Here is a 24,867-nt window from a genome sequence, read left to right as displayed (position 1 = left end):
GACTGCCAGCAGGGTGTCCGGCCCGGCACCGGAAGCGACCGACGGCCCGGCCCGACAGGCGGCCGGCAGGGCTTCCGGTCCGGCACCGCAGGCCGCGCCCGACAGGGCTTCCGGTCCGGCACCGGTCCGGCCGGACACATCGTCGTCGCGCCCGGCCGTCGGGCACGACGGCGCCCCGTCCGCACAGCCCTCGCCCTCCACCGCGTCCGGGTCGCCGTCGACCGCCGAGCCGGCCGTACCGCACCGCTCGCCCGGAACCCCGGGAGCCGCCGGCACGCCCGGCCAGGACCGCTCGGCCCCGCAGCCACCCATCGCCCCCGACAGGCCCCGGCGGTACGTCCCGCCACCGCCGAGCGACCCGCCCGCCCCCGTCGCCCCGCCGCGTCCCAAGTCACCCGCGACGAGCGGGCCGGACGCCTGGTTCCGGCCGTCCCGGCCGGCGACGCCTCCGTCCGCGCCGGACGAGGCGCGGCCCACAGAACAGGCTGACGCTGTCCAGACCGCCCCGGCGGCTCCGGACGGTACGGCGGCTGTGAGCGGCACCGCGGCGGCGGGCACGTTGGGCGTGGACGCCGTGCCGGCCCTGGGCCTCGACGCGTCGGTCCGGAATCCTGCCGACGACGGTGCCCCGTCGACCGAGCCCGCTCACGACCGCCGCGAACCGCCGAACCAGGCCGTCGTGGAGGAACCTGCCACGGTCACGCCGGCCGTCCCGCCGGTGTCCGGTCCGCCGGTGTCCGGTCCGCCCGCGACCCCCGCCGCTACGCCCACTCCGACCGCTGCGGTGCCTTCCGTCGCGGGTCCACCGACCGGCCAGGAGCCACCCCCGGCAGCTCCGCAGTCGGCCAGCGCACCGCGGGAGCAACCGGTCGCCGCAACGCTCGCGACGCCCGTCTCCGCACCTCCCGCGCAGATGAACTCCACGTCGCCCGCACCGCGCCCCGTTTCCGCACCACCTGCCCGCCCCGTGTCGGCACCACCGTCCGTCCCCCCGGCCCCGGTCGTACGCCCGGTGGCGGGGTCATCGGCGGAAGCGGTTCCCGCGCAGCCGGCCGTACCCGGTCTCGTTGCGACGAACGGCACCGCTCCGGATCCGGCGGCGGGCGCTCCCACCCCGCCTGGCGTCGACACGGTGGCCTCCGGCGCCGACGCGGCCCGGAGGGAGACCTCCGCCCCGCTCGTGGCCGACGCGGGCGTCCCGGCCAGGCGCCCGGACGGGCCCGCCACCACTGCCGCGCCAGAGCCGGCCGAGCGGGTGCGGAGCGTCCCGGCTGAGCCCGCCGGTGAAACACCGTGGTTGTCACCGAACAGCTCCGCCACCCCTGATGTGCCACCCGTCGCGGCCGATCCGCCTCCGGTGGCCGGACCACCGGTCAGCGCCGGGGCACCGGCGCCGCTGGCACTGGTCTCCCCCGCCGCAGCCCCTTCGGGGGAACCGGCGGACGTGGTCCGGACCAGTTCCGTCGCCGAGCCGGTCCCGGCCGAACCGCGCGAGCCGATCTCCACCCCGGTCACCGCGACGACCCCGCCCACCGCCCCGGTCGGGGTGCCACGGGCACCGCAGCCTGTCCCCGCACCCGACCCGGATTCCGTCCCGGCCCGGCCCGTCTCCGCGCCGCCGGCAGCCTCGACACCGGCTGGCGACACCTCGCCGGTACCGCCCACCGCAGAGCTGTCGACGCAGCCGGTGTCCGTGCCGCCCACCGCCGAACCGTCACCGCAGCCGGTGTCCGCACCACCTGCCGACGCGCCGGTCGCCACCGGGGCACAGGACACTGGGGCACAGGACACTGGGGCACAGGACACTGGGGCACAGGACACCGGAGCACGGGATACCGGGACGAACGACGTCGGGGAGCGGGACGCCGGGCGCCTGAGTGCGGCGCATGGTGATCCGGAGCAGGTGCTGGCGAGCTACCGCTGGCAGCTCGATCCGGCGGCCCTGCGGGAGATCGTGGCGGAGCCGGACGAGTTCCGCCTGATCCGGCGACGGCTGACCGAGAAGCTGGGCGCGGCCGTGGACAACAAGTCGCGCGCCCGGCTGCTGAGCCTGCGGGCGGTGGTGTCCCGGATCCTCGGCGAGTTGGACGACGCCCTCGCGGACGGTCGGCTCGCGCTGACGTACGCGGAGGCCACGGGGGAGCTGCGGCGTACGGCGGTGGCGCAGGCCCGGCTGGCGCACGTGTTGCGCTGGCGGGGCGAGTTCGTCGAGGCCGACCGGCTCTTCGCCGAGGCCAACTCCACGGAGTTGCCCGAGCGGCTGCGCGCGGTGCTGCACGAGCACGCCGGGCGCTCCTGCTACGACCAGGGCCGGCTGATGGAGGCCTGTCACCACTTCGAGCGGGCCCTGGACCTGCGCGGCACCGAGGACCCCGAGTTGCAGGCCCGGATCCGGTTGAGCCTGGACGCGGTGGCGGAGCGGGTCGCGGAGACGGGCTTCGGGCCGTACCCCCGCAGCCGCGAGGAGGTGCTGGAGCGTGACCGGCCCCCGGCACCGGCCCGCGACGGCGACCTGTGGGGTTTCTCCGACCCGGACGGCGACATGGTCATCGCGGCCGAGTACGCGGAGGCGCAGCCGTTCCGCGACGGGCTGGCCTGGGTGCGGCGCCCCGAGACCGGGCGGTGGTCGCTGATCGACCGCACCGGTGCCACCGTGCTCGAACCGTCGTACCCGGTGGTGCGTCCGTTCTCCGACGGGCTGGCCTGGGTCTGCGACGACGGTGACGCCGGCTGGGTGGCGATCGACGCCACCGGCGAGGTGGTCGTCCCGCACGGCTTCGCGGACGTACGCCCGTTCAGCCGCGGCGTGGCCGTGGTCCGTCGGGACGGTTGGGGGGCGGTCGACCGCAACGGCCGGATCGTGGTGCCGACCCGGCACCACGGGTTCTCCACCGTCCTGGCCGACGGCCGCTACGTCGAGGGCTTCACCGAGGAGGGGCTGGCCGTGGTGGACGTGGCCGGCCGGCGCGGCGTGGTGAACCGGGCCGGGAAGATGCTGGTTCCGCCCACCCATCCGGCGCTGGTCATCCACCCGGTCGCGTTCCTGGTCGGCGACGGCACGGGCCGCTGGGGCGCGCTCGACCGCCGGGGTGAGCCGCTGATCGAGCCCGTGCACCGCGACCGCGACGAGGTCGTCGCCGAGATCGAACGCCTGCTGGTGGACGCCAGCCCCGTGCTCTGAGCGACCCGGAGCCCCGCCACGGGGGGTGGACATGATCCGGACGGGTTAGGGTCGGCTGATGGAATTCCGTCACCTGGGCCGTTCCGGCCTGATGGTCAGCGAGATCTCGTACGGCAACTGGATCACCCACGGCTCGCAGGTCGACCAGGACGCGGCGTTCGCCTGCGTCCGGGCCGCCCTGGACGTCGGCATCACCACCTTCGACACGGCCGACGTGTACGCGGGCACCCGCGCCGAGGACGTGCTGGGCCGCGCGCTGGAGGGCGAGCGGCGCGAGGGGCTGGAGATCTTCACGAAGGTGTACTGGCCCACGGGGCCGGGCCGCAACGACCGGGGCCTGTCCCGCAAGCACATCATGGAGTCGGTCAACGGCTCGCTGCGGCGGCTGCGCACCGACTACGTGGACCTCTACCAGGCCCACCGGTACGACCACAGCACGCCGCTGGAGGAGACGATGGAGGCGTTCGCCGACGTCGTGCACTCCGGCAAGGCGCTCTACATCGGCGTCTCGGAGTGGAAGGCGTCGGAGATCCGCGCGGCCCACCAGCTCGCCCGGGAGCTGCGCATCCCGCTGGTCTCCAACCAGCCGCAGTACTCGATGCTGTGGCGGGTCATCGAGTCCGAGGTCGTCCCCACCAGCGAGGAGCTGGGCGTCGGGCAGATCGTCTGGTCGCCGATCGCGCAGGGTGTGCTCTCGGGCAAGTACCTGCCGGGTCAGCCGCCGCCGGCCGGTTCCCGGGCCACCGACGAGAAGTCGGGCGCGGGCTTCATCTCCCGGTTCATGACCGACGACGTCCTGACCCGGGTGCAGCGGCTCAAGCCCCTGGCCGAGCAGGCGGGGCTGAGCATGGCGCAGCTCGCCGTCGCCTGGGTGCTGCAGAACCCGAACGTCTCCTCGGCGATCGTCGGCGCCTCCCGCCCGGAGCAGGTGCACGACAACGCCAAGGCGGCCGGCGTCAAGCTCGACGCCGAGCTGCTCAAGGCCATCGACGAGATCGTCGACCCGATCGTGGAGCGCGACCCGGCCCGTACGGAGTCTCCCGCCGAACGTCCGTGACGTGTCCCGCCCGGCCCGGCCGCCCCCGCTGGGTGGCCGGCCGGGCCGGACAGCGTCGCCACGAGCCGCCGCCGCGCGGGCAGGACCGGCCCGCCGCGCGTCCGGAGCGCGCCGGTCAGCCCTGCGCGCGTCCGGAGCGCGCCGGTCAGCCCTGCCAGAAGCGGATCAGGTCCAGTCCGAGGGCGTAGAGCCACGGGGGCAGGCCGAGGAGGTCGCCGACGGCGAAGACCCCGTCGAAGAACCAGCGGCTGAGCCGCGGGTTCCACAGCAGCGCGAACAGCAGGATGAAGCCGAACGGGGCGAACAGGTCGTACATCCTGCGCCACTGCGGGTTCAGCCACGGCTGGAGCATGTTGCCGCCGTCGAGGCCGGGCACCGGGAGCAGGTTGAGCACGCTCGCGGTGAGCTGGAGGAACGCCAGCAGCGCCACGGCCGCCCAGAACTCGACCGGCCCGCCGCCGGGCGCCCCGAGGCGTACGACGAGCACCAGGACCAGCGTGAACAGCACGTTGGTGGCCGGGCCGGCGAGGCTGACCAGGGTGTGCCGCAGCCGCCCCGGAATGGCGTGCCGGTCGACCCAGACCGCCCCGCCGGGCAGGCCGATGCCGCCGAGCAGCACGACCACCACCGGCAGCGCGATCGACAGCAGCGGGTGGCTGTACTTCAGTGGGTTGAGCGTCAGGTAGCCGCGGTGGGCGACGCTGCGGTCGCCGGCCCGGAACGCGACGACGGCGTGGGCGTACTCGTGCAGGCAGAGCGAGACCAGCCAGCCGGACACGACGAAGAGGAACACGTCGAGCCGGACGTTGCCGAACCCGTTCCAGGTGAGCACCCCGCTGGCCACGAAGAGCGCGACCAGGGCGAGGAAGACCGGGCTGGGCCGCAGCGCCGCCCGGGGGACGCCGAGCACCGTCTGCTCGCCCCCCGGGCGGTCGCCGGCCATCACTGCGCCGGTGGCAGCAGGCTCATGCGGTAGTCCACCCGGTCGTCCTCGACGAGCGCGACCGAGGTGACGCCGGACGCCGCGAGTTCCCGCCAGGCCTGACCGATCCAGGATTCGGCGTCCGCCTGGCTGCTGAACGACTCCGCCGGCCCTTCGACCGCGTCGCCGTTCGCGCCCTCGTACCGCCAGCTCCACGCCATGCCGCGTCTCCCCTCGCCGCTGATGTCCCGTGGGACGAACCCCCGCCAGCGTAGTCGGCCGTGCACGGGGCGGCCCGACATCCGTCCGGCGGGCGGGCAGCCGCCCCGGTGGCGCAGGGTTTTCCGGCTTCTGTCCGGGTATGGGCCACCTGACCCGCGACGGGCGGTCGTGGACCGCCGGCGGCCCGGAGGAGGCGACGATGGACGAACCGCTGCACGACAAGGACACCGAGGCGCTGCGGACCATGGCGGTACGCGGCGGCATCGTGGGGGCGGCGCACATGGATCGGGAGGACCTGTTGGACGCGCTCGTCGCCCGGCCCGGCGAGGGCGCCTGGCAGGAGGATCCGAAGCCCGCGGCGGTCAACCCCAACGACTTCCGCTATCAGCCACCCCGGTAGGGGCCCACGCCGTCCCACCCGGCCGGTACGGCGTCGCGGCACACCCCGTACCTCCGGGGGGCCGCGTCCCGACGCTGGCTCTAAAGTACGGGCATGTCCGTTGACGGGTGGAACACGGTCCTGGTGCTCGGCGGTATCCGGTCCGGAAAGTCCGAGTTCGCCGAGTCCCTGGTCGCCGACGCGCCGACGGTCCGCTACGTGGCCACCGCCGCCGACGCGCCCGCCGACGACGCGGAGTGGGCGGCCCGGCTGGCGGCGCACCGCGAGCGCCGCCCGGAGACCTGGACCACCGAGGAGACCGCCGGCGACCCGCGCCGTCTCGCGGACGTGATCGCCTCCGCCGGGCCGAACGAGACGCTGCTCGTCGACGACCTCGGCGGCTGGGCGACCGTGCTGCTGGACCCGGCCCACCAGCCGGCGGACGACACCGCCACCATCGCCGAGCTGGCGGCGGCGGTCCGCTCCTGCGCGGCCCGGCTGATCGTGGTCAGCCCCGAGGTCGGGCTCTCCCTGGTGCCCACCACCCCGCTCGGGCGGGCCTTCACCGACGCGCTGGGCGCGGCCAACCGGGCGGTCGCCGACGCCTGCGACGCGGTCGTCCTCGTGGTCGCCGGCCAGGCCGCCTGGCTGAAGCCGGGCGCCCCGCACCCGGCCACCGTGCCGGCGCAGGCCGGCCCCGTCGGCACGGGCCAGCCGGTGGCCGCCCCGACACCCTCGCCGGACGTGTTCATCCCCGGCACGCCGCCGGCCGCCCCGGGCGCGGGCGGTGGCGAGCCGAGCGGCACCGCCTGGGCCGCCCCGACCATGGCGCTGCCGATGGTCGCCACGGGCCTGGTCATCCAGCCCGGCATGGAACTGCCCATGCCCGACGAGTACACCGGCCCGCAGGCGATCGAGCGGCTCGCCACCCTGGACGTGCCGGGGTCCGGGCTGGGCGTGCTGGAGCGGGCCGTCGGCTTCGCCGCCGCCACCCAGGGCACCGCCACGCCGGCCCCGTGGGGCTCGGTGCGGGTGCTGCTGCTGCACGGCGACCATCTCGGCGGCGCCGCCGCCGGCACCGTCAAGGGCGAGTCGGCGCGCCGCGCCCGGCAGGCCCGCGCCGGCCGGGGGGCGCTGGCCCGGCTGGCCGCCGAGAGCGGCGCCGAACTCCAGGTGGTCGAGGCCCCGGCGTCCGCGCCGATGGAGGCCGAGCCGACGTTGACCGGTGAGCAGGTCGAGGTCGCCCTGCGGTACGGCTGGCGGCTCGCCGAGGAGGCCGCCGACGCGGGCGTACGGCTGCTGGTGCTCGGGGCGTGCGGCGCCGGCACCGAGGCCGCCGCGGCGGCGGTGCTGGTGGCGACGGCGGGCGCCGAGGCGCCCGCGGTGCTCCCACGGGTGGTCACCGACTCGGGCGAGATCGACGACGCGGCCTGGATGACGCGGTGCGCGGCGGTGCGTGACGCCCTGCACCGGACCCGGCACTCGCCGCGCAGCGCCAAGGACGTGCTGGCCGAGCTGGGCGGCGGGGACGTCGCGGTGGCCACCGGCGTCCTGCTCGGCGCCACCGCCCGCCGGCTGCCGGTCATGCTCGACGGGCCGGTCGGGGTGGCCGCCGCCATGGTCACCCGCGACCTGGCCGGGCAGGCGCGGCACTGGTGCCTGCTGGCCGACCACGGCGGGCATCCGGCCGTGCGCCTCGGCGCCGACGTGCTCGGCCTGACGCCCCTGCTCGACCTGCGGCTCGACCTGGGCGAGGGCGCGAACGCGCTGGCCGCGCTGCCGCTGCTGCGCTCGGTGCTGGCGCTGGCCGCCGCGCTGCCGGCCCACCCGTCGCTCGGCGGCGGGGAGGACGGCGGGCCGGAGGCCGGCGAGCCCGACTTCCGCGAGCCGGAGCCGGCCGGCCCCGGGCCGACCAGCACCGGGCCGCAGACGCGACCGGTGGACCCGTTCGGCCGGCGTGCCGGCTGAGTCGCGGCTCGCCGACGGAACGCGGCTGGCGCTGACCACCTTCACCACCCTGCCGGTACGCGCCGGTCGCATCGACCGGGCGGTGGCGGGGACGGCGATGGCGCTCGCCCCGGCGGTCGGCGCGCTGCTCGGCGTCGTCCTCGCCGGGATCCTGCTGCTGCTCGGCGAGTTCGCGCCCCCGCTGGTCGCGGCGGCGGTGACCGTCGGCGCCGGGGCGCTGCTCACCCGGGGGCTGCACCTGGACGGGCTGGCCGACACCGTGGACGCGCTGGGGTCGTACCGGCGCGGAGCGGCCGCGCTGGAGATCATGAAGAAGCCGGACGTGGGCCCGTTCGGGGTGGTCGCGCTGGTGGTCGTACTCCTGGTGCAGACGGCGGCCCTCGCGGAACTGGCGGGGCGTTCGTGGCCGGCGGTGCTCGCGGCGGTCGTCGCGGCGGGCGCCGCCGGCCGGCTCGGGGTGGCGGCGGCCTGCCGGCGCGGGATTCCGGCCGCCCGCCCGGAGGGACTCGGCGCGCTGGTGGCCGGCACCGTCGGCCCGGTCGCGTTGGCCGCCGGGGCGGTCGCCGTCGCGCTGCCGGCGCTCGCCGCCGTGCCGGGCCGCCCCTGGCAGGGGCCGCTCGCCGTCGCCGTCGCCCTCGCCGTCGCGGTGGGGCTGCTGCGGCACGTGGTACGCCGGCTCGGTGGCGTCACCGGCGACGTGCTCGGTGCGACCGTGGAGGTGGTCACCACGCTGGCCTACCTGGGAGTGGTGCTGTCCGGCTGAACGGGGCTCACCGCGCCGGGTAGCGTTCTCCCACGACAGCACCGGCGCGGCCAACCGGGGGACGACATGCTCATCACGGACGACTTCCTGCCCGTACCGGTTCCGGAGTCGCTGAGCGCGACCTACCTGGTGCCGATGACGGGTCTGCCGAAGGTGAGCGCGAAGACCGCCGTGGCGCGGCTGAGCGGCCGGCTGGCCGAGCCGGTGCACGGGCTGGCGCGGCAGATGCTCGACAGCCCGCTGATGAGCGTGGACACCCGGCCGATCGCCGAGTTCCCCGAGCTGCCGCCGGACCTGCTCACCGCGTTCGGCGCCACCGAGGAGCAGCTGGCCCGGCTGGCCGCCGCGAGTCACCTGGTCGTGGTGCAGGCCGAATACCGGCCCGGCTGGCCGCCGGCCCACGAGTGGGCGGCCCGGGCGGTGGCCGCCGCCGTCGCCGAGTCCGTCGACGGCGACGTGGTGGACGTCTTCGGCCTGCAGTTCCTCGACCCGGCGACGGCGCTGCGCTCGCTGCCGGACGCCCAGGGGCGGATCCGGCTGGTCGACTGGGTGCTGGTGCCCTACTCCTCCGACGCCGAGGGGCTCTGGTTCACCACGAAGGGGCTGCGCCGCTTCGGGCTGCTGGAGTTGCAGACCCAGGGCGTGCCGGACCACCTGACCCGGGCCTGGGGCGCGGTGATGACCGGCGCCGCCCGGCGGCTGCTGCGGGACTGGACCGACGGGCTCTCCGGGGAGGAGGTGCCGGCGTTCGTGCAGCTGCCGGTGCTGGCCACGGTGACCGGGCACGACATCGCGGTGGCGTACGGCAATCCCGAGCAGCACGGCGCGACGGCGCCGGTGCTGCTGCGGCTGGAGCTGGACCCGGCCACCGACCCCGACGCCGACTCGTTCCTCAGCCTGCGCCCGCCCGCCGGCCATCCGGGGCCGGACGGCCGCTACTACGCCGCCGCCTGCGCCACCCTCTTCGCCGGCATCCAGCCGGACGTGCGCTACGCCCGGGCCGGCGACGCGATGAGCAAGGCGGTCGCCACCGCCCGGGCCGGGCTGGGCGACATCCGGGCCCGGTTCCTCGCCGGTGAGCTCCCGCCGGAGACGCAGCTCGTGGTGAAGTACGGCCTGCCCGGCGACGACGGCCCGGAGCTGGTCTGGGCCGGGGTGACGTCCTGGGACACGCCGGAACGGATCGTGGCCGCCAGCGCCAGCGACGCCAACACCGACCCGACCGTGCGCATCGGCTCACCGGTCGTCGTGGCGGCCGCCGACGTCGTCGACTGGGCCGTGCTCGACGGCACCGGCGTCATCGAGGGTGGCTGGACGCAGGCCGTCCTCGACGCCGGCGAACGCCCACACCCACCGGTCTGACCGCGCGCGTCACCTGACCGAGGGGGTCACGAACGGGGGGCGGGTGAGGCGCATCCGGGCGCGGCGACCACGGATGTCGACCTCGACCAGGTCGCCGTCGGCGAGCTTCGCGGCGGTGTCCAGCAGCGCCAGGGCGACGCCCTGCTTCCGGGTGGGCGAGAACGTGCCGCTGGTGATCGTGCCGACCAGCGCGTCGCCGACGTGCACCGTCATGCCGGGGCGCGGGATGGCCCGGTCGACCGCCTCCAGGCCGCGCAGCGTACGCCCCGGCCCGGCGGCCTTCTCCGCGAGCAGCGCGTCGCGGCCCCAGAAGGCCGGCTTGTCCCAGCCGACCGCCCAGCCGGAGCGGGCCTGCACCGGGGTGATCTCCGGCGACAGGTCCTGGCCGTGCAGCGGGTACCCCATCTCGGTGCGCAGGGTGTCCCGGGCGGCCAGCCCGCAGGCGCGCAGCTCGGGGTCGGCCGCGAAGAGCGCGTCCCAGACCGCGATCGCGTCGGCTGCCGGCACCACCAGCTCGTAGCCCAGCTCCCCGGTGTAGCCGGTGCGGCACACCGTCAGCTCCACCCCGTCGAGCGTCGCGGTGGAAAAGCTCATGTAGTCGTGTCCGGTCGGCAGGCCCAGCGCGCCGAGCAGCTCGGCGGAGCGCGGGCCCTGCACGGCGAGGACAGCGTACGCCTCGTGTTCGTCGGTGACCGTGACCGACGTCGGGGCGGCGGCGCGCAGCCGGCGCACCACCTCGGCGGTGTTGGCGGCGTTCGGGATGAGGAAGACGTGGTCGTCGGCGTGCAGGTAGGCGATGATGTCGTCCACCACGCCGCCGGTGGCGTCGTCGCAGCAGAGGGTGTACTGCGCCCGGCCCGGCCCGATCCGGCCCAGGTCGTTGCTGAGGCAGGCGTTGACGAACTCCGCGGCGCCCGGCCCGGTCACCCGCGCCTTGCCCAGGTGGGAGACGTCGAAGACGCCCACCCCGCTGCGCACCGAGGCGTGTTCCTTGAGCACCCCGCCCCCGGCGTACTCCAGCGGCATCTCCCAGCCACCGAACGGGGCGAACTTGGCGCCGCGAGCGGTGTGCCGCTCGTGCAGCGGAGAACGGCGCAGCCGGGTCGCGGCGGCGTCGGAGGTCACGTCGGTCATGGGTGGGAACTTACCGGGAGTTGGCAGGCTGGTTAGCATCGGCGGGACCCGTCGGAGCAGTTCGGCGGGACAGCCCCGACCTCCGACGGGTACGTTCCGCCGGAGACCTCCATCGCCGGTACGCGACGACGCGACCGGCCCGGCCCGCCCGGAGTAGCTTCAGTGACATCGCCCAGCACCACCCTGAGCCTGGTCGACACCGACCCCGCCGAACTCGCCGTCGACGCGATCGTGATCGGCGTGCACAGCCAGACCGGAGAGCAGGCCACCACCACCGGCCTGGCCGGGACCCTGCTGCTGGCCAGCGGCGCGGAGAGCATCGCCGCCGCTTTCGACGGCAAGCTGACCGAGACGCTGGCCCTGCTCGGCGCGACCGGTGGCCCCGGCGAGGTGATCAAGCTGGCCACGCTGGGCACCGTGACCGCCCCGGTGGTCGCCGCCGTCGGGCTCGGCCCGGAGCCGACCGGCGCCGCCCCGGCCCCGGAGGCCCTGCGCCGGGCCGCCGGAGCGGCCGTACGGGCGCTCGCGGGCGCGCCGCGGGTCGCCCTCGCGCTGCCGCTGCCCGACGACGCCGACGCGCCGGCGGCGCTGCGCGCGGTGGCGGAGGGGGCGCTGCTCGGCGGCTACCGCTTCGCCGGCTACAAGACCCGGCCGCAGCCGGCCCGGCGTGAGCCGGTGGCCGAGGTGCTCGTCGCGGTGCCGGACGCCGGTGACGCCGGTGCCCAGGCCGAGATCGCCCGCGCCCAGGCCGTCGGCGGCGCGGTCCGGCGCAGCCGGGACTGGGTCAACACCGCCCCGAACGAGCTGCGCCCGCCGTCGTTCGCCGACTCGGTGGCGGACGACGCCCGGGAGGCCGGCCTGACGGTCGAGGTGCTCGACGAGGCGGCCCTGGCCGCCGGCGGCTTCGGCGGCATCATCGCCGTCGGGCAGGGCTCGGAGGCCCCGCCGCGGCTGGTGAAGCTGAGCTACGCCCCGGCCGGCGGCGGCAACGGCAAGCGGGTGGCGCTGGTCGGCAAGGGCATCACCTTCGACACCGGCGGCATCTCGATCAAGCCCGCGCAGGGCATGTGGGAGATGAAGTCCGACATGGGTGGCGCCGCCGCGGTGGCCGCGACCATGCTGGCGATCGCCGCGCTCAAGCCGTCGGTGGCCGTGACGGCGTACCTGCCGATGGCGGAGAACATGCCGTCCGGGCGCTCGTACCGGCCGGGTGACGTGATCAGCATGTACAACGGCAAGAAGGTGGAGGTGCTCAACACCGACGCAGAGGGCCGGATGATCCTGGCCGACGCGATGGCGCTGGCCTGCGAGGACGGCTGCGACTACCTCTTCGAGACGTCCACCCTCACCGGCGGGCAGGTCGTCGCGCTGGGCAAGCGGATCGCCGGCGTGATGGGCACCCCCGAGCTGTGCGAGCGGGTCCGCGCCGCCGGCGACGCGGTCGGCGAGCCGGCCTGGCCGATGCCGCTGCCGGACGACGTGCGCAAGGGCATGGACTCCGACGTGGCCGACATCTCCCAGGTCAACGCCGGCATGGACCGGGCCGGGCACATGCTCCAGGGCGGGGTCTTCCTGCGGGAGTTCGTCACCGCCGACGTCCCCTGGGCGCACATCGACATCGCCGGCCCCAGCTACCACTCGGGCGAGCCGACCGGCTACTGGACCAAGGGCGGCACGGGCGTGCCGGTGCGCACGCTGGTCCAGCTCGTGGAGGACGTCGCCGCCAACGGCTGACGTGTAAGGAAGGGCCCCTTGTTAACGCATAGCGTTAACAAGGGGCCCTTCCTTACACGTGGCGGTGGGCGCGGTCCGGGTCAGAACAACTCGGGGCGGCGCTTGCGGCGCTCGTTGTAGTCGCGCATCCGCTGCGGGTAGCCCATCAGCCGCACGTCGTAGACCGGAATGCCCATCCGGTACGCGAAGCGGCGGGCGCCGTCGGGGCCGTCGATGCGGCGGCGGGTCCACTCCCCGTCGTCGGCGATCAGCATGACCGTGGTCTCGGTGACCGTGGTCCGCGGCTCGATGTAGGCCTCGACGCCGCGCCGGCTGCGCACGAAGCCCTCGAGGTGTTCCAGGTCGGCGCGGTCGGCGGCCCGGTCGAGGCTGACCGCCCGCGTCTTCTTACGTCGCCGGAACAGTCCCACCGGACGTCTCCCCCTTCGGTCCGTCATCGAAGCCAGTGCCAAGGGTACGTGTCACGGACGTGTCGTTGGGCACCTCAGTACGCGGGCGGTGGGCGGTGGTGACAAGATGACCGAGGTGGGGTGTGCCCGTGTTACCCCGCCGTGACCCCCCGAAGCAGCGACGCGACCTGGGAGTTGAGCGTGAGCGAGCCGAACGACGCAACCTTCGACATCGTCATCCTCGGAGGTGGCAGCGGCGGTTACGCGACCGCCCTGCGCGCCGTCCAACTGGGCCTGAGGGTCGCGCTGGTCGAGAAGGGCAAGCTCGGCGGCACCTGCCTGCACAACGGGTGCATCCCGACCAAGGCGCTGCTGCACGCGGCCGAGATCGCCGACCAGACCCGCGAGTCGGAGCAGTTCGGCGTGAAGGCCGAGCTGGTCGGCATCGACATGGCGGGGGTCAACGCGTACAAGGACGGCGTGATCTCCCGGCTCTACAAGGGCCTGCAGGGCATGCTCAAGGGCAACAAGGCGATCACCATCGTCGAGGGCCACGGCAAGCTGGTGGGCAAGAACGTCGTCGAGGTCGACGGCAAGCGCTACACCGGCCGCAACGTCGTGCTGGCCTCCGGTTCGTACGCGAAGAGCCTGCCCGGCCTGGAGGTCGACGGCGAGCGGGTCATCACCAGCGACCACGCGCTCACCCTCGACCGGGTCCCCGCCTCGGCGATCGTGCTCGGTGGTGGCGTGATCGGCGTCGAGTTCGCCAGCGTGTGGAAGTCCTTCGGCGTCGACGTCACGATCGTGGAGGCGCTTCCCCGGCTGGTCGCGGCCGAGGACGAGGAGTCCTCGAAGGCGCTGGAGCGGGCGTTCCGCAAGCGGAAGATCAACTTCAAGGTCGGCAAGCCGTTCGAGAAGGTCGAGAAGACCGACAAGGGCGTCAAGGTCACCATCGCCGGCGGGGACACCGTCGAGGCGGAGCTGCTGCTGGTCGCCGTCGGCCGCGGCCCGAACACCGCCGACCTCGGCTACGAGGAGCAGGGCGTCAAGATGGACCGCGGCTACGTGCTGACCGACGAGCGGCTGCGCACCAGCGTGCCGAACGTCTACGCCGTCGGCGACATCGTGCCCGGCCTCCAGCTCGCCCACCGTGGCTTCCAGCAGGGCATCTTCGTCGCCGAGGAGATCGCCGGCCAGAACCCGGCCGTCATCGACGAGGTCGGCATCCCGCGGGTCACCTACTCCGACCCGGAGCTGGCGTCGGTCGGCCTGACCGAGGCGAAGGCCAAGGAGCAGTACGGCGCCGACAAGGTCAAGACCTACAACTACAACCTGGGCGGCAACGGCAAGAGCCAGATCCTCAAGACGGCCGGCTTCGTCAAGCTCGTCCGGGTGGAGGACGGCCCCGTGGTCGGCGTGCACATGGTCGGCGCCCGGGTCGGCGAGATGGTCGGCGAGGCGCAGCTCATCTACAACTGGGAGGCGTACCCGGCCGAGGTGGCGCAGCTCGTGCACGCCCACCCGACGCAGAACGAGGCCCTGGGCGAGGCGCACCTGGCGCTCGCCGGCAAGCCGCTGCACGCACACGCCTGATCACGACAACCGCGGCGTCCGGCGACGGGCGATGATCCCACCAGGGGAACGAAGGAGTCTTTGAAGATGCCGGTATCGGTCACCATGCCCCGGCTCGGTGAGAGCGTCACCGAGGGCACCGTCACGCGCTGGCTCAAGCAGGAGGGCGACACCGTCGAGGTCGACGAGCCCCTGCTCGAGGTGTCGACCGACAAGGTCGACACCGAGATCCCGTCCCCGGCGGCGGGCGTGCTGAGCCGGATCGTGGTCGGCGAGGACGAGACCGCCGAGGTCGGCAGCGAGCTGGCCGTGATCGCGGGCGAGGGCGAGTCCACCGGCGGCGGCGAGGCCGCCGGGCAGCAGGAGGAGCCGGCCGAGGAGGCCGCGGAGGCCGCCGAGGAGCCGCAGGCCGAGGCGGAGCAGCCGGCCGTCGAGGAACCGTCGGCGCAGGCGGAGCAGGCGCAGGCGAAGCAGGCGCCGTCGGGCGAGGGCACCCCGGTCAAGATGCCGGCCCTCGGCGAGAGCGTCACCGAGGGTACGGTCACCCGCTGGCTCAAGCAGGTCGGCGACACCGTCGAGGTGGACGAGCCGCTGCTGGAGGTCTCCACCGACAAGGTCGACACCGAGATCCCGTCGCCGGTGGCCGGCACGGTCCTGGAGATCAAGGTCCCCGAGGACGAGACCGCCGCGGTCGGTGCCGACCTGGCCGTGATCGGTGCCGCCGGCGCCGCCCCGACCGAGGCGAAGCCGGAGCCGAAGGCCGAGAAGGCGGAGGCCAAGCCGGAACCGAAGCCCGAGCCGAAGCCGGAGCCCAAGCCCGAGCCGAAGCCGGAGGCCAAGCCGGAGCCCAAGGTCGAGGAGCCGACCCCGGGCCTGTCGTACAACGAGCCGTCGGCGGAGGCCGAGACCTCGGCGCAGCCCGCGCAGGCCGAGCAGCAGGCCATGCCCTCGGCGCCGACCCCGACCCCGCAGCGCCCGTCGGCGCCCGCCCAGGGCGGCGACGAGGCCGCCGGCTACGTGACCCCGCTGGTACGCAAGCTGGCCGGCGAGCACGGCGTCGACCTCTCCTCGGTCAATGGCACCGGCGTCGGCGGCCGGATCCGCAAGCAGGACGTGCTGGAGGCGGCGGAGAAGGCCAAGGCCGCCAAGGCCGCCCCGGCCCCGGCGCAGCAGCCCGCCGCGGCGGCGGCACCGGCCAAGCCGGCCGCCAAGCCGCAGCCGAGCCCGAAGCGCGGCAGCACCGAGAAGCTCCCCCGGATCCGCGCGGTCATCGCCAAGCGGATGCACGAGTCGCTGCACGAGATGGCGCAGCTGACCACCGTGGTCGAGGTGGACGTCACCAAGGTCGCCAAGCTGCGGGCGAAGGCGAAGGAGTCGTTCCAGCAGCGGCACGGCGTGAAGCTGTCGTTCCTGCCGTTCTTCGCCCTGGCCGCGATCGAGGCGCTCCAGGCGTACCCGATCGTCAACGCCAGCATGGACCTCGACGCCGGCACGATCACCTACCCGGACTCGGAGCACCTCGGCATCGCCGTGGACACCGAGCGGGGCCTGATGGTGCCGGTGATCCACGGCGCCGGTGACCTCAACCTGGGCGGCATCGCCAAGCGGATCGCCGACCTGGCCGAGCGCACCCGGACCAACAAGATCAGCCCGGACGAGCTGGCCGGGGCGACCTTCACGCTGACCAACACCGGCAGCCGGGGCGCCCTCTTCGACACCCCGATCGTGCCGTCGCCGCAGTCGGCGATGCTCGGCACGGGTGCCGTGGTCAAGCGTCCGGTCGTGGTCAACGACGCGGAGCTGGGCGAGGTCGTCGCCGTGCGGTCGATGGTCTACCTGGCCCTGTCGTACGACCACCGGATCATCGACGGCGCGGACGCCGCCCGCTTCCTGGTCGCGATCAAGGAGCGGCTGGAGGCCGGCAGCTTCGAGGCCGAACTCGGCCTGTAGTTTCCGCTTGACGGCACGAGGGGCGTCCCGGTCGGTGACCGGGACGCCCCTCGTCGTCCGGCGGCCGGCCGATCGCCAGGCGGCCCGACCGGCCCCGCCGCCCGCCGCCCGGTTCGTTCACGCGGGACCGGCCCACCGCCTGACCCACGCGCCACCGGGCTGAATCATCACCCTGCTCTCCGGCTCCCGCCTGCCGCTGCTGATTCCGGCCCGGCGGGAACCGGGCGCTGCAAGAGTGGACGAGGTGGGCGGCAACCGGTGGCGCGGCGGGCTGGGACCGGCCGTCTCGATCGCCCCCGGCGCCCGGGTCGACCGGTTCGAGATCTTCTTCGACCTGGTCTTCGTCTTCTCGTTCTTCATCATCACCCGGGCCACCGCCGCCCACATCTCCGGCTGGCAGCTCGCGCACGCCTTGCTCGTGCTCGCCGTGCTCTGGTGGTGCTGGGTGGTGCACTGCGTGGTCGCCACCCGGGTCCGGCTCGGCGAGGGATTCGTCCCGGTGCTGATGGTCATCGGCATGGCCGCGCTGTTCTGCTTCGCGCTGTCGCTGCCCCAGGCGTTCAGCGACGCGACCGACGTGGCCGCCGGGCCCATGGTGGTCGCGCTCAGCTACCTGGTGATCCGGGGTGTGCACCTGTCGCTGTACTGGCACGTCGCGCGGGAGAGACCCGGGGAGCGCCGGCTGCTGCTGAAGTACTCCCCGGAGATGGCGGTCAGCACCCTGCTGCTCGTGGCCGCCGCGCTGGTCCCGCCGCAGATCGACGACCCGGATCGGGCGGCGATGCTGCGCGACGGGCTCTGGGTCAGCGTCGTCCTGCTCCAGTACGGCATGGGCCTGCTCGCCGGTGCCTGGGGCTGGACGGTGACCTCCGCCGAGCACTGGACCGAGCGGTACGACCTCATCCTGATCATCGCCCTGGGCGAGTCGGTCATCTCCGTGGGCGTCGGCAGCAACCTGCTCGGCCAGCCCCCGACGTGGCCGGCGGTCGCCGCGGCGGTGCTCGGCATCTTCTTCACGGCCGCGCTCTGGTGGGCACACTACGACGTGATCGCGCCGGCCGCCCGGATCGCCCTGCACGCGGCGGAGGGCCGGTCCCGGGTCGCGATGGCCCGGGACGCGTACGCCTACCTCCACCTGCCGATGATCGCCGGGATCATCCTGTTCGCCCTCGGCGCCGAGGAGATCGTGCGCCAGGTCGCCGATCCCGACGTGCCCGTCGCGGACCCGGCGCACGGCCCCGGCGTCCTGCTGCTGTTCGGCGGGGTGATCTGCTACCTGTGCGCGAACATGCTGTTCCAGCTGCGTACCCTGCGCACCGTCTCGTGGACCAGGGTCGGCGCCGTGCTCCTGCTGGCCGCCACCATTCCGGTCGGCCAACGGCTGCCGGGGTTGCTCGCCCTCACCCTGCTCACCGCGATCTGCGTCGGGCTGGTGGCTCTGGAGGCGGTGGTCATGGCGGACTCCCGGCGCGCACTGCGTGAGCTGGTCTTCGAGGAGAGGACCAGCCACGAGGCGCACGAGGCCGCCTGGCGCGCCCGCTGGCGCGAGCCCGACCCGGACGAGCCGCCGACCTGACGCCCACCGGCCGTGGCGAACATCGACTCCTCGGCCGGGCACGTGTCGCCGGGCTCGCTGTCGTAGGCTGGGCGCAGCGTCGCGGTGCACCCGGCAAGGAGACCGCCGAGGGCATGGAGGCGCGGGACAGCATGGGACACACATGCCCCCGTTCACGCCGCTCGAGCGCCTGCGGGCCTTCGGCAACCAACTGGTCGAGATCCACCTGTGGCTCCGCGAGGAGCTGGCCCGCCTGCGCGAGGGGGTGGGTGACCCCGGCGTACGGCCGAGGGACCTGCGGGCCCACTGCCTGGCCTTCTGCGCGACATTGACCCGGCACCACACCGGCGAGGACGCCGGGGCGTTCCGGGTGCTGGCCGAGCGGGTGCCCGAGCTGGCCCCGGTGCTGCGCGAGCTGGAGGCCGACCACCACATGGTGGCCGACGCCCTGCGCCGGGTCGAGGAACTCGTCGACGGGACCGCGCCGCCCGACGAGGTGCGGGCGGAGCTGGACACCCTCGCCGCGCTGCTCGAGACGCACTTCCGCTACGAGGAGAAGAAGCTCGTGCGCGCGCTCAACGCGCTGACCGAGGGCAGCACCGAGGGTCTCCTGGGGGTGCCGCTCCCGCCGCAGGACGGGTAGGTCTGCCGGTAGCAGAATCGCCCCGGCCGGGCTAGGTCGGTCGGCGCCGACCCGGCAGGGTGGACCCCATGGCGACCTTCACCCTCCAGGCGACCCCGTCCGACGGCCCGAGCTGGCTGGAGCTGGCCCGGCGGACCGAGGCGGCCGGCTTCGACGCCCTGTCCACCGCCGACCATCCCGGGGCGGCCGCGTCCCCGTTCGTCGCCCTGGCCGCCGCCGCGGCGGTGACCGAGCGGATCGGTCTGGGCTCGTACGTCTCGAACGCCGGCGTCCGCGAGCCGATGCTGCTCGCCTCGGACGTGGCCTCCCTCGACCTGCTCTCCGGCGGGCGGGCCCGGTTCGGTCTCGGCGCCGGCCACACCCCGGCCGAGTGGCTCGCGGTCGGCCGGGAGCGCCCCGACGTCGCCGGGCGGGTACGCCGCTGCCTGGCCGTGGCCGAGGCCGTCCGCGCCCTGCTGGACGGCGAGGAGGTCACCGTCGACTCCCCCGACCTGGTCGTGCGGGGCGCGCGGCTGGCGAAGCCGCGCCCGGTGCAGCGGCGGATCCCGTTCACCCTCGGCACGGCGAACTCGGCGATGCTGCGCTGGGCCGGCGCGCACGCCGACGTGGTCGGGCTGTCCGGGCTCGGCCGCACCCTGCCCGACGGCTACGCGCACACGGTGCGCTGGCGCGCGGTGGACATCGAGCAGCAGCTCGACTGCGTGGCGGCCGGGGCGGCGGGGCGGGCCGAGCCGCCGGTGCTGGAGGCGCTCGTGCAGCACGTGGTCGTCACCGACGACGCCGAGGCCGCCGCCGCGCCGACCGCCGAGCGGATCGGGCTGGCCGTACCCGAGCTGCTCGCCACGCCGTTCGTGCTGATCGGCACCGAGGACGAGATCGTCGCGGCGGTCGCCGAACACCGGCGCCGCTGGGGCGTCACCCGCTTCGTCGTACGCGAGGACGCGCTGGACCCGCTGACGCCGGTGCTGGCCCGCCTCGCCACCTGAGCGACGCACCCGCTGTCACTCTTTGTCGGCTCTGCTGCGGCGTTTCGATCGGGCGGCTCGGGGCCTGCTCCGACCCGCGCCCCGCTTTTCTCGCAGACGACGGAGCATCTCGCCCACCTGCTCGTGGGTGAGGGGATGCTCCGAAGGCACATACTCGGCGGCTGACGGCGACGGTTTGCCCCCAGGCGCTTCGCTGCTGCCTGTCGTATGCACGCAGAAGCGCTCGCCCCTGCACCGAGGCGAGCGCTTTCGTGTGTCTACAGTCGGTCAGGCGTGCTCGGCGACGCGGGCGACGAACGCCTGCCAGACGAGCGGTGTGAAGATCAGCGCCGGGCCTGTCGGGTCCTTCGAGTCCCGGACCCCCACAACGCCGGGCAGGTTGTCGGCGACCTCCACGCACGCGCCACCGTTGTTGCCGCTCTTCGTGCTCTTGCGCCACCGCGCGCCGGTCAGGTCCATGATCTCGCCGCTTCCCTGAGCATCTCTAGGGACTGCGTCCGCGACAGGGCTTCCCCGCGAATGCGTTCCCACCGTCGATTGAGCGTAGCAACTTCCGCAGCAGCCTCGATGATTTGCGCCTTCGCCTGACCATCCACGTGAGCGACCGTCGCTCCGCTGTCCAGCTCAGCGAGGATGAACGGCCCACCGAGCCCGGGATACATCCCCACTGTGGCCGGGACGATGTGCACCGACACCGCTGGCAGTTCCGCGCACATCGCCAGGTGTGCGCACTGCTCACGCATCAACTCTCGGTCGTCGTACACAGGACGGCGAAGGACCAGCTCGTCAATGACCGCGATCAGCAGTGGGATCTCGCGACGGAGGACTGCCTGACGCTGCATTCGCGCTGACACGAGATCGTCGACCTCCTCGACCGTCAGCGTCTCTCCAGCCAGGGTCGCGCGCGCGTACGCCTCCGTCTGAAGCAGGCCCGGGACCCACGCCAGCTCGAACCAGCGCAGCGCGACCGCCTCGCGTTCGATGTCTGCCCATGGCCGGAACCAGGCCGGCTCTCGGCGCTTCAGAACGTCCGGCCAGAGTTCCGCGACCTCCTTGCCTAGTATCGCAGCGACCTTGGCGCGGTGCCGCGTCTGTGGAATTCGTCCCCGGCTCGCCCACTTCGCCGCCGTCTTTGGGTCGACGCCCACCTGAGCAGCCAGGCTGTCGGCAGTCGCGCCCACCTCGGCCATCGCCGCGACAACCGCATGGTTCATCCTCAGCTACCTCCAAGCAAGCCCAGGAACGTTCCGAACGTCTACGAGCAATAGTCCTACGTGGTGTAGTCGGCCGGCAACCCTCGGCAAGGTGCTTCGTAGACGGCGTGCGCCGGTGGAGGTCCCGAGCCCGCCGGTCGCGCTGTCGGGGCCGCCCCTGGGCGAGCAGCCGGGGCGGCCCCTTCCAATCCGCGAAGGAGGCCCGCCATGAACCTGCGCTTCTGGCGCCGCAAGCCCGCCCCGCCCCCGCCGCCTCGGCCGCCCGTCGGGGGCACGAACCTGCCGGCCGCCCTGTTCGCGCCGACCCGGCCGATCCCCACCGTCCAACCCGGCCGCGCGGGGGCGCCGACTCCGGCACAGCGGTGGCGGGCGAACGGGGGCCGCTGGTGAGCGCCGGTCCGCTGCGCGCCGGGGACGTCGTCCTGCTGACCCGTGAGGCGTCGCCTCAGTTCACCGGTCCGCTGACCGTGCGCGTGATCCGGGAACTGACCGACCGGCACCCGTACGCCGGCTGGTTCTGGTTCGAGGGCTACGAGCTCAACCGGCGCGGCGGGGCGGTACGCCAGCGTGAGCTGTACGCCCTACGCGGCGGCGTCCGCTGGCTGAGCAGGGCGAACCACGACGTCCCGGCTGGCCGCCGCCCTTCGGTTCGGCCCGTTCCCGCACGGGCAGGCACCCGGTGAGCCGCCGCAGTCGCGACCACCTGCCGAGCCGGCCCACCTGGCGCTGCTCGGCCTGCGGCATCGCCTGGCCCTGCTCGGCCGCGAAACTCCGCCTCCTGGGCGAGTTCCGGGAGAGCCGGACGGCCCTGCTCGTCTACCTGGCGACGCTTCAGATGGAGGCCGCGCAACAACTCGCCGAGCTGGACGGCGGCACGCCGCCGGACAACCTCGCCGAGCGCTTCACCGCCTGGGCTCGCGCCCGGTAGCCGGCGGTCTGCCTGCTTTCCTGGCAGCACCCGCCGCATGACGAAAGGGGCACCGCCGGGCGCCCCTTTCGTGGTCGTTCTACCGCTTTTTAACTCAGCGCGAGCCGTTCGTCTCCAAAGTCCGCGACGATCTCCACCTTGCCGCCGAGCGCTTCGACGTACCGCACGATGGTGCCGACCTCGGCCTTCGGCAGCTCACCGTTCTCGATCGCGGCGACCCGCGGCTGCGAGACGTGCATACGGTCGGCCACCTGTTGCTGGGTGAGGCGGCGGCTCTCGCGCATCTCCCGCAGCCGGGTGGCCCGCACCTCGCTGCGCATCCGCTCCTTGTGCTGCCCGATCTTGCTCTCGTCCAGATTCGCGGCGCGGGAGCGAACATCCCGCCAACTACGTGCCATCAGCGCTGCCCCTTCAGCTCTCGCAGGTGCTCGGCGAACTTCCGGTCGGCTTCGAGGATGCTGGTCTCGTACCAGCCCTTCCAGTTGCCGGCCTTGTTGCCTGCGACCAGCAGGATGGCTTCCCGCTGCGGGTCGAAGGCGAACAGGATGCGTATCTCAGTGTCTCCTGCCGAGCCCGGCCGGAGTTCCTTCATGTTCTTGTAGTTCGAGCCCTTGACACGGTCGACCAGCGGACGGCCCAACGCCGGGCCCTCCTCGCTCAGCACGTCGATGGCAGCGGCCACCTGCTCTGCGGAATCAGGATCATCCTTACTCGCGCCGTGCAGTTCTACGTCGAATTCGCCAACTGGCACCGGCCGACGCCACAGGCGTACGACGAGATCGGGCGCGACCTCGCCGGGCTGCCGAGCGCGGTCAGGGACGACGACGAGACCGCCAAGCGCTTCGACCTGATGATCCTGCGGCTCCAGCTCGGTCAACTCGACGGGAAGCCGGCCGACGAGCGGCTGCGCGGGCAGGTGCAGGAGATCGCGTCGGCCCTGTTGGAGCAGACCAGCATCCCGGCGATCCGCGAACAGCAGGAACTCCTGGACGAGGTGGCCGGCGACGAGTGGCGGCAGGACGTCACCCTGCCGATGCTGGAACGGCTGCGTCGCCGCGTCCGGTCGCTGGTCCGGCTGATCGAACGCTCCCGGCGCACCATCGTCTACACCGACTTCGCCGACCAACTCGGCGAACTGACCGAGGTCACCATCCCGCAGGCGAGGGCCTCGGTGACGTCCGGCGCGCTGATCATCGGCACCGACCACGAGCGGTTCCGGATCAAGGCCCGCGCCCACCTGCGCTCCCGCTCACGAGTGGCATAGCCGGCCGGGGAGCCTACGCATCGGCAATCTTCGAGGCTTTCGGTCGTCGGAAGTTTCTGACATCATCCGGCAGAGAGATCGAAGGTTATGACCGTGGAGGTTCGGATGCGTACCCGTCTGACGAGTTCTCTCAGCGTCGCCCTGCTGGCGACCGCCGCGTTCCTGGTGCCGGCGTCGCCCGCCGCCGCCGCCCCGTCGTTCCGGACGCCGTTCCCGTGCAACCAGACGTGGTCCGGCGAGACCCGCACCGGACACAGCCCGCAGTACGCGATCGACTTCAACCGGGCCAACGACCACGGCGATCCGGTGAAGGCCAGCGCCCCCGGCACGGTGGACGTCGTCGCCAACCTCGGCGACACCAGCTACGGCCGGTACGTGCGGATCAACCACGGCAACGGGTACACCACCTACTACGCCCACCTCAGCGGGTTCAACGTCTCGGTCGGCCAGTCCGTCGGCTACAGCACCACCATCGGGTACGTGGGCAACAGCGGCGGCTCCTACGGCTCGCACCTGCACTACGAGCAGCGCCTCAACGGCAGCGACATCAAGGTGCGTTTCAGCGGCAACCTGGCCCTCTACTTCGGGACGCGCAACTACACGCGTACCGCCGGCTGCTGATCCACCGGGACGCCGAGCGCCGCCGGCCGTCCGGTCGGCGGTCGTGCCCGGTGAGGTGGGCGTCCGCCGCAGCGCATCCGATCGGCCGTCCGTACCCGAAGATGGGAGCATGCGGATCCTCATGGCCGGCGCGTCCGGCTTCCTCGGCACCCGGCTGGTCGGCCGGCTCACGGCGGACGGACACCAGGTCACCCGGCTGGTCCGCCGGCCGCCGCGCGCCCCCGACGAGCGGCAGTGGAACCCGTCCGCCGCGCAGCTCGACCCGGCGGTGGTGGCCGAGGCGGACGCGGTGGTCAACCTGGCCGGCGCCGGGGTGGGCGACAGGCGGTGGAACGACGAGTACCGGCAGCTGATCCGGTCCAGCCGGGTCGACACCACCAGCACGCTGGCGATCACGATCGCCGGCCTGCCCCGGGGCGACCGGCCCCGGGCGCTGCTCAACTCCTCGGCGGTCGGCTGGTACGGCGACACCGGCGACCGGGCGGTCGAGGAGGACGCCCCGGCGGGCGAGGGCTTCCTGGCCGACGTCTGCCGGGTCTGGGAGGCCGCGACCCGGCCGGCCGAGGACGCGGGCGTACGCGTCGTGCGGCTGCGCATCGGCCTGCCGCTGCACCGCGACGGCGGGCTGCTCAAGCCGCAGCTGCTGCCGTTCCGGCTGGGGATCGCCGGCCGGCTCGGCAGCGGCCGGCAGTGGCTGCCGTGGATCTCCATGGCGGACTGGCTGGACGCCACCCGGTTCGTGCTGGACCGCGACGACCTCGTGGGACCGGTCAACCTGGTCGGGCCGGCCCCGGTGACCAACGCCGAGTTCACCCGGGAGCTGGCCCGGCAGCTGCGCCGGCCGGCGATCGTCCCGATCCCGGCGCTGGCGTTGAAGGTGGTGCTGGGCGGCTTCGCGCACGAGGCGCTGACCAGCACCCGCGTCCTGCCCGGCGTGCTCACGGGGGCCGGCTTCACCTACCGCCACCTGACCCTGGCCACCGCCCTGCGCGCGGCCCTCACCGCCCCCTGACCCGGTCGATC

26 protein-coding genes are annotated in these 24,867 nt (G+C 73.9%); 18 read left to right on the top strand and 8 right to left on the bottom strand.

Translation table 11 applies throughout. The features are described from left to right. Window positions 1-967: 967 nt before the first annotated feature. Together KBX06_RS28670 and KBX06_RS06940 are read left to right on the top strand one after the other, a co-directional pair. The gene (locus KBX06_RS28670; RefSeq protein ID WP_210833393.1) at window positions 968-3,181 is read left to right on the top strand and encodes a WG repeat-containing protein; all 2,214 of its coding nucleotides are present in this window, start codon (window positions 968-970) and stop codon (window positions 3,179-3,181) included. A 58-nt stretch (window positions 3,182-3,239) separates the two neighbouring features. Further along, window positions 3,240-4,238: an aldo/keto reductase family protein gene (locus KBX06_RS06940; RefSeq protein ID WP_210833392.1), complete on the top strand. Its 999-nt coding sequence runs from the start codon at window positions 3,240-3,242 to the stop codon at window positions 4,236-4,238. A 145-nt stretch (window positions 4,239-4,383) separates the two neighbouring features. Here KBX06_RS06940 and KBX06_RS06935 read toward each other — a convergent pair whose 3' ends face one another. Then, complete coding sequence (locus tag KBX06_RS06935; protein ID WP_210833391.1) at window positions 4,384-5,181, bottom strand: site-2 protease family protein; 798 nt, start codon at window positions 5,179-5,181, stop codon at window positions 4,384-4,386. Further along, window positions 5,181-5,381: a hypothetical protein gene (locus tag KBX06_RS06930; RefSeq protein WP_210833390.1), complete on the bottom strand. Its 201-nt coding sequence runs from the start codon at window positions 5,379-5,381 to the stop codon at window positions 5,181-5,183. Before KBX06_RS06930 ends, KBX06_RS06935 begins: the two co-directional genes overlap by 1 nt. A 200-nt stretch (window positions 5,382-5,581) precedes the next feature. On the opposite strand from KBX06_RS06930, the gene KBX06_RS06925 reads away from it, so the two are divergent. The 4 genes from KBX06_RS06925 (at window position 5,582) to KBX06_RS06910 (ending at window position 9,854) form a co-directional block, all read left to right on the top strand. Then, complete coding sequence (locus tag KBX06_RS06925) at window positions 5,582-5,782, top strand: hypothetical protein (protein ID WP_210833389.1); 201 nt, start codon at window positions 5,582-5,584, stop codon at window positions 5,780-5,782. 93 nt (window positions 5,783-5,875) lie between these two features. After that, window positions 5,876-7,729 (top strand): bifunctional adenosylcobinamide kinase/adenosylcobinamide-phosphate guanylyltransferase, encoded by a 1,854-nt coding sequence (locus KBX06_RS06920; RefSeq protein ID WP_210833388.1) that lies wholly within the window; start codon window positions 5,876-5,878, stop codon window positions 7,727-7,729. Then, on the top strand, window positions 7,719-8,492 hold the full coding sequence (gene cobS / locus KBX06_RS06915) for an adenosylcobinamide-GDP ribazoletransferase (RefSeq protein WP_210833387.1): 774 nt from the start codon (window positions 7,719-7,721) through the stop codon (window positions 8,490-8,492). Before KBX06_RS06920 ends, cobS begins: the two co-directional genes overlap by 11 nt. Window positions 8,493-8,558: 66 nt before the next feature. Next, a complete protein-coding gene (locus KBX06_RS06910; RefSeq protein ID WP_210833386.1) occupies window positions 8,559-9,854 on the top strand; it encodes a DUF2314 domain-containing protein in 1,296 nt (431 codons plus the stop codon). 9 nt (window positions 9,855-9,863) lie between these two features. Here the strand turns inward: KBX06_RS06910 and gcvT are convergent, their stop codons facing one another. Beyond that, entirely contained in the window at window positions 9,864-10,988 is a 1,125-nt protein-coding gene (gene gcvT, locus KBX06_RS06905; RefSeq protein WP_210833385.1) for a glycine cleavage system aminomethyltransferase GcvT, read from the bottom strand. A 162-nt stretch (window positions 10,989-11,150) separates the two neighbouring features. Between gcvT and KBX06_RS06900 the strand changes: the two genes are divergently transcribed. Then, complete coding sequence (locus tag KBX06_RS06900) at window positions 11,151-12,722, top strand: leucyl aminopeptidase (RefSeq protein WP_210833384.1); 1,572 nt, start codon at window positions 11,151-11,153, stop codon at window positions 12,720-12,722. Between the two features lie 80 nt (window positions 12,723-12,802). On the opposite strand, the gene KBX06_RS06895 is transcribed toward KBX06_RS06900, so the two are convergent. Continuing rightward, complete coding sequence (locus KBX06_RS06895; protein ID WP_121400443.1) at window positions 12,803-13,132, bottom strand: hypothetical protein; 330 nt, start codon at window positions 13,130-13,132, stop codon at window positions 12,803-12,805. A 141-nt stretch (window positions 13,133-13,273) separates the two neighbouring features. On the opposite strand from KBX06_RS06895, the gene lpdA reads away from it, so the two are divergent. The 5 genes from lpdA (at window position 13,274) to KBX06_RS06870 (ending at window position 19,817) form a co-directional block, all read left to right on the top strand. Further along, complete coding sequence (lpdA, locus tag KBX06_RS06890) at window positions 13,274-14,704, top strand: dihydrolipoyl dehydrogenase (RefSeq protein ID WP_210833383.1); 1,431 nt, start codon at window positions 13,274-13,276, stop codon at window positions 14,702-14,704. A gap of 66 nt (window positions 14,705-14,770) precedes the next feature. After that, entirely contained in the window at window positions 14,771-16,633 is a 1,863-nt protein-coding gene (sucB, locus tag KBX06_RS06885; RefSeq protein ID WP_210833382.1) for a 2-oxoglutarate dehydrogenase, E2 component, dihydrolipoamide succinyltransferase, read from the top strand. Between the two features lie 244 nt (window positions 16,634-16,877). After that, window positions 16,878-18,209 (top strand): low temperature requirement protein A, encoded by a 1,332-nt coding sequence (locus KBX06_RS06880; RefSeq protein WP_210833381.1) that lies wholly within the window; start codon window positions 16,878-16,880, stop codon window positions 18,207-18,209. A 142-nt stretch (window positions 18,210-18,351) separates the two neighbouring features. Further along, complete coding sequence (locus tag KBX06_RS06875) at window positions 18,352-18,831, top strand: hemerythrin domain-containing protein (protein WP_210833380.1); 480 nt, start codon at window positions 18,352-18,354, stop codon at window positions 18,829-18,831. A 68-nt stretch (window positions 18,832-18,899) separates the two neighbouring features. Continuing rightward, a complete protein-coding gene (locus tag KBX06_RS06870; protein WP_210833379.1) occupies window positions 18,900-19,817 on the top strand; it encodes an LLM class flavin-dependent oxidoreductase in 918 nt (305 codons plus the stop codon). A 267-nt stretch (window positions 19,818-20,084) separates the two neighbouring features. Here KBX06_RS06870 and KBX06_RS06865 read toward each other — a convergent pair whose 3' ends face one another. Further along, window positions 20,085-20,276, bottom strand: a complete 192-nt coding sequence (locus KBX06_RS06865) for a DUF397 domain-containing protein (RefSeq protein ID WP_210833378.1) — start codon at window positions 20,274-20,276, stop codon at window positions 20,085-20,087. Then, the gene (locus KBX06_RS06860; protein ID WP_210833377.1) at window positions 20,267-21,031 is read right to left on the bottom strand and encodes a DUF5753 domain-containing protein; all 765 of its coding nucleotides are present in this window, start codon (window positions 21,029-21,031) and stop codon (window positions 20,267-20,269) included. The genes KBX06_RS06865 and KBX06_RS06860 overlap by 10 nt, the downstream gene beginning before the upstream one ends. Window positions 21,032-21,238: 207 nt before the next feature. On the opposite strand from KBX06_RS06860, the gene KBX06_RS06855 reads away from it, so the two are divergent. Genes KBX06_RS06855 through KBX06_RS06845 form a run of 3 tightly spaced genes read left to right on the top strand, consistent with a single transcriptional unit; the run spans window position 21,239 to window position 21,959 of the window. Then, window positions 21,239-21,421: a hypothetical protein gene (locus KBX06_RS06855; protein WP_210833376.1), complete on the top strand. Its 183-nt coding sequence runs from the start codon at window positions 21,239-21,241 to the stop codon at window positions 21,419-21,421. Then, on the top strand, window positions 21,418-21,714 hold the full coding sequence (locus KBX06_RS06850; RefSeq protein WP_210833375.1) for a hypothetical protein: 297 nt from the start codon (window positions 21,418-21,420) through the stop codon (window positions 21,712-21,714). Before KBX06_RS06855 ends, KBX06_RS06850 begins: the two co-directional genes overlap by 4 nt. Further along, on the top strand, window positions 21,711-21,959 hold the full coding sequence (locus KBX06_RS06845; protein WP_210833374.1) for a flavin reductase: 249 nt from the start codon (window positions 21,711-21,713) through the stop codon (window positions 21,957-21,959). The genes KBX06_RS06850 and KBX06_RS06845 overlap by 4 nt, the downstream gene beginning before the upstream one ends. Window positions 21,960-22,048: 89 nt before the next feature. Here the strand turns inward: KBX06_RS06845 and KBX06_RS06840 are convergent, their stop codons facing one another. Beyond that, the gene (locus KBX06_RS06840; protein WP_210833373.1) at window positions 22,049-22,357 is read right to left on the bottom strand and encodes a helix-turn-helix domain-containing protein; all 309 of its coding nucleotides are present in this window, start codon (window positions 22,355-22,357) and stop codon (window positions 22,049-22,051) included. Beyond that, window positions 22,357-22,710, bottom strand: coding sequence for a type II toxin-antitoxin system RelE/ParE family toxin (locus KBX06_RS06835; RefSeq protein ID WP_210833372.1), 354 nt, complete (start codon window positions 22,708-22,710; stop codon window positions 22,357-22,359). Before KBX06_RS06835 ends, KBX06_RS06840 begins: the two co-directional genes overlap by 1 nt. On the opposite strand from KBX06_RS06835, the gene KBX06_RS06830 reads away from it, so the two are divergent. From KBX06_RS06830 to KBX06_RS06820, 3 genes are all read left to right on the top strand, one after another. Next, window positions 22,678-23,223, top strand: coding sequence for a hypothetical protein (locus KBX06_RS06830; protein WP_210833371.1), 546 nt, complete (start codon window positions 22,678-22,680; stop codon window positions 23,221-23,223). The two genes, KBX06_RS06835 and KBX06_RS06830, sit on opposite strands and share 33 nt — an antisense overlap. A gap of 105 nt (window positions 23,224-23,328) precedes the next feature. Continuing rightward, a complete protein-coding gene (locus tag KBX06_RS06825) occupies window positions 23,329-23,844 on the top strand; it encodes a M23 family metallopeptidase (RefSeq protein WP_210833370.1) in 516 nt (171 codons plus the stop codon). A gap of 109 nt (window positions 23,845-23,953) precedes the next feature. After that, window positions 23,954-24,856, top strand: coding sequence for a TIGR01777 family oxidoreductase (locus KBX06_RS06820; RefSeq protein ID WP_210833369.1), 903 nt, complete (start codon window positions 23,954-23,956; stop codon window positions 24,854-24,856). The last annotated feature ends 11 nt before the right edge of the window (window positions 24,857-24,867 follow it).

It is taken from the genome of Micromonospora sp. C31, assembly GCF_018070575.1.
Lineage (GTDB): Bacteria > Actinomycetota > Actinomycetes > Mycobacteriales > Micromonosporaceae > Micromonospora.
The sequence above is the reverse complement of the archived record's forward strand: the minus strand, read 5'-3'. Positions and strand labels throughout refer to the sequence as shown.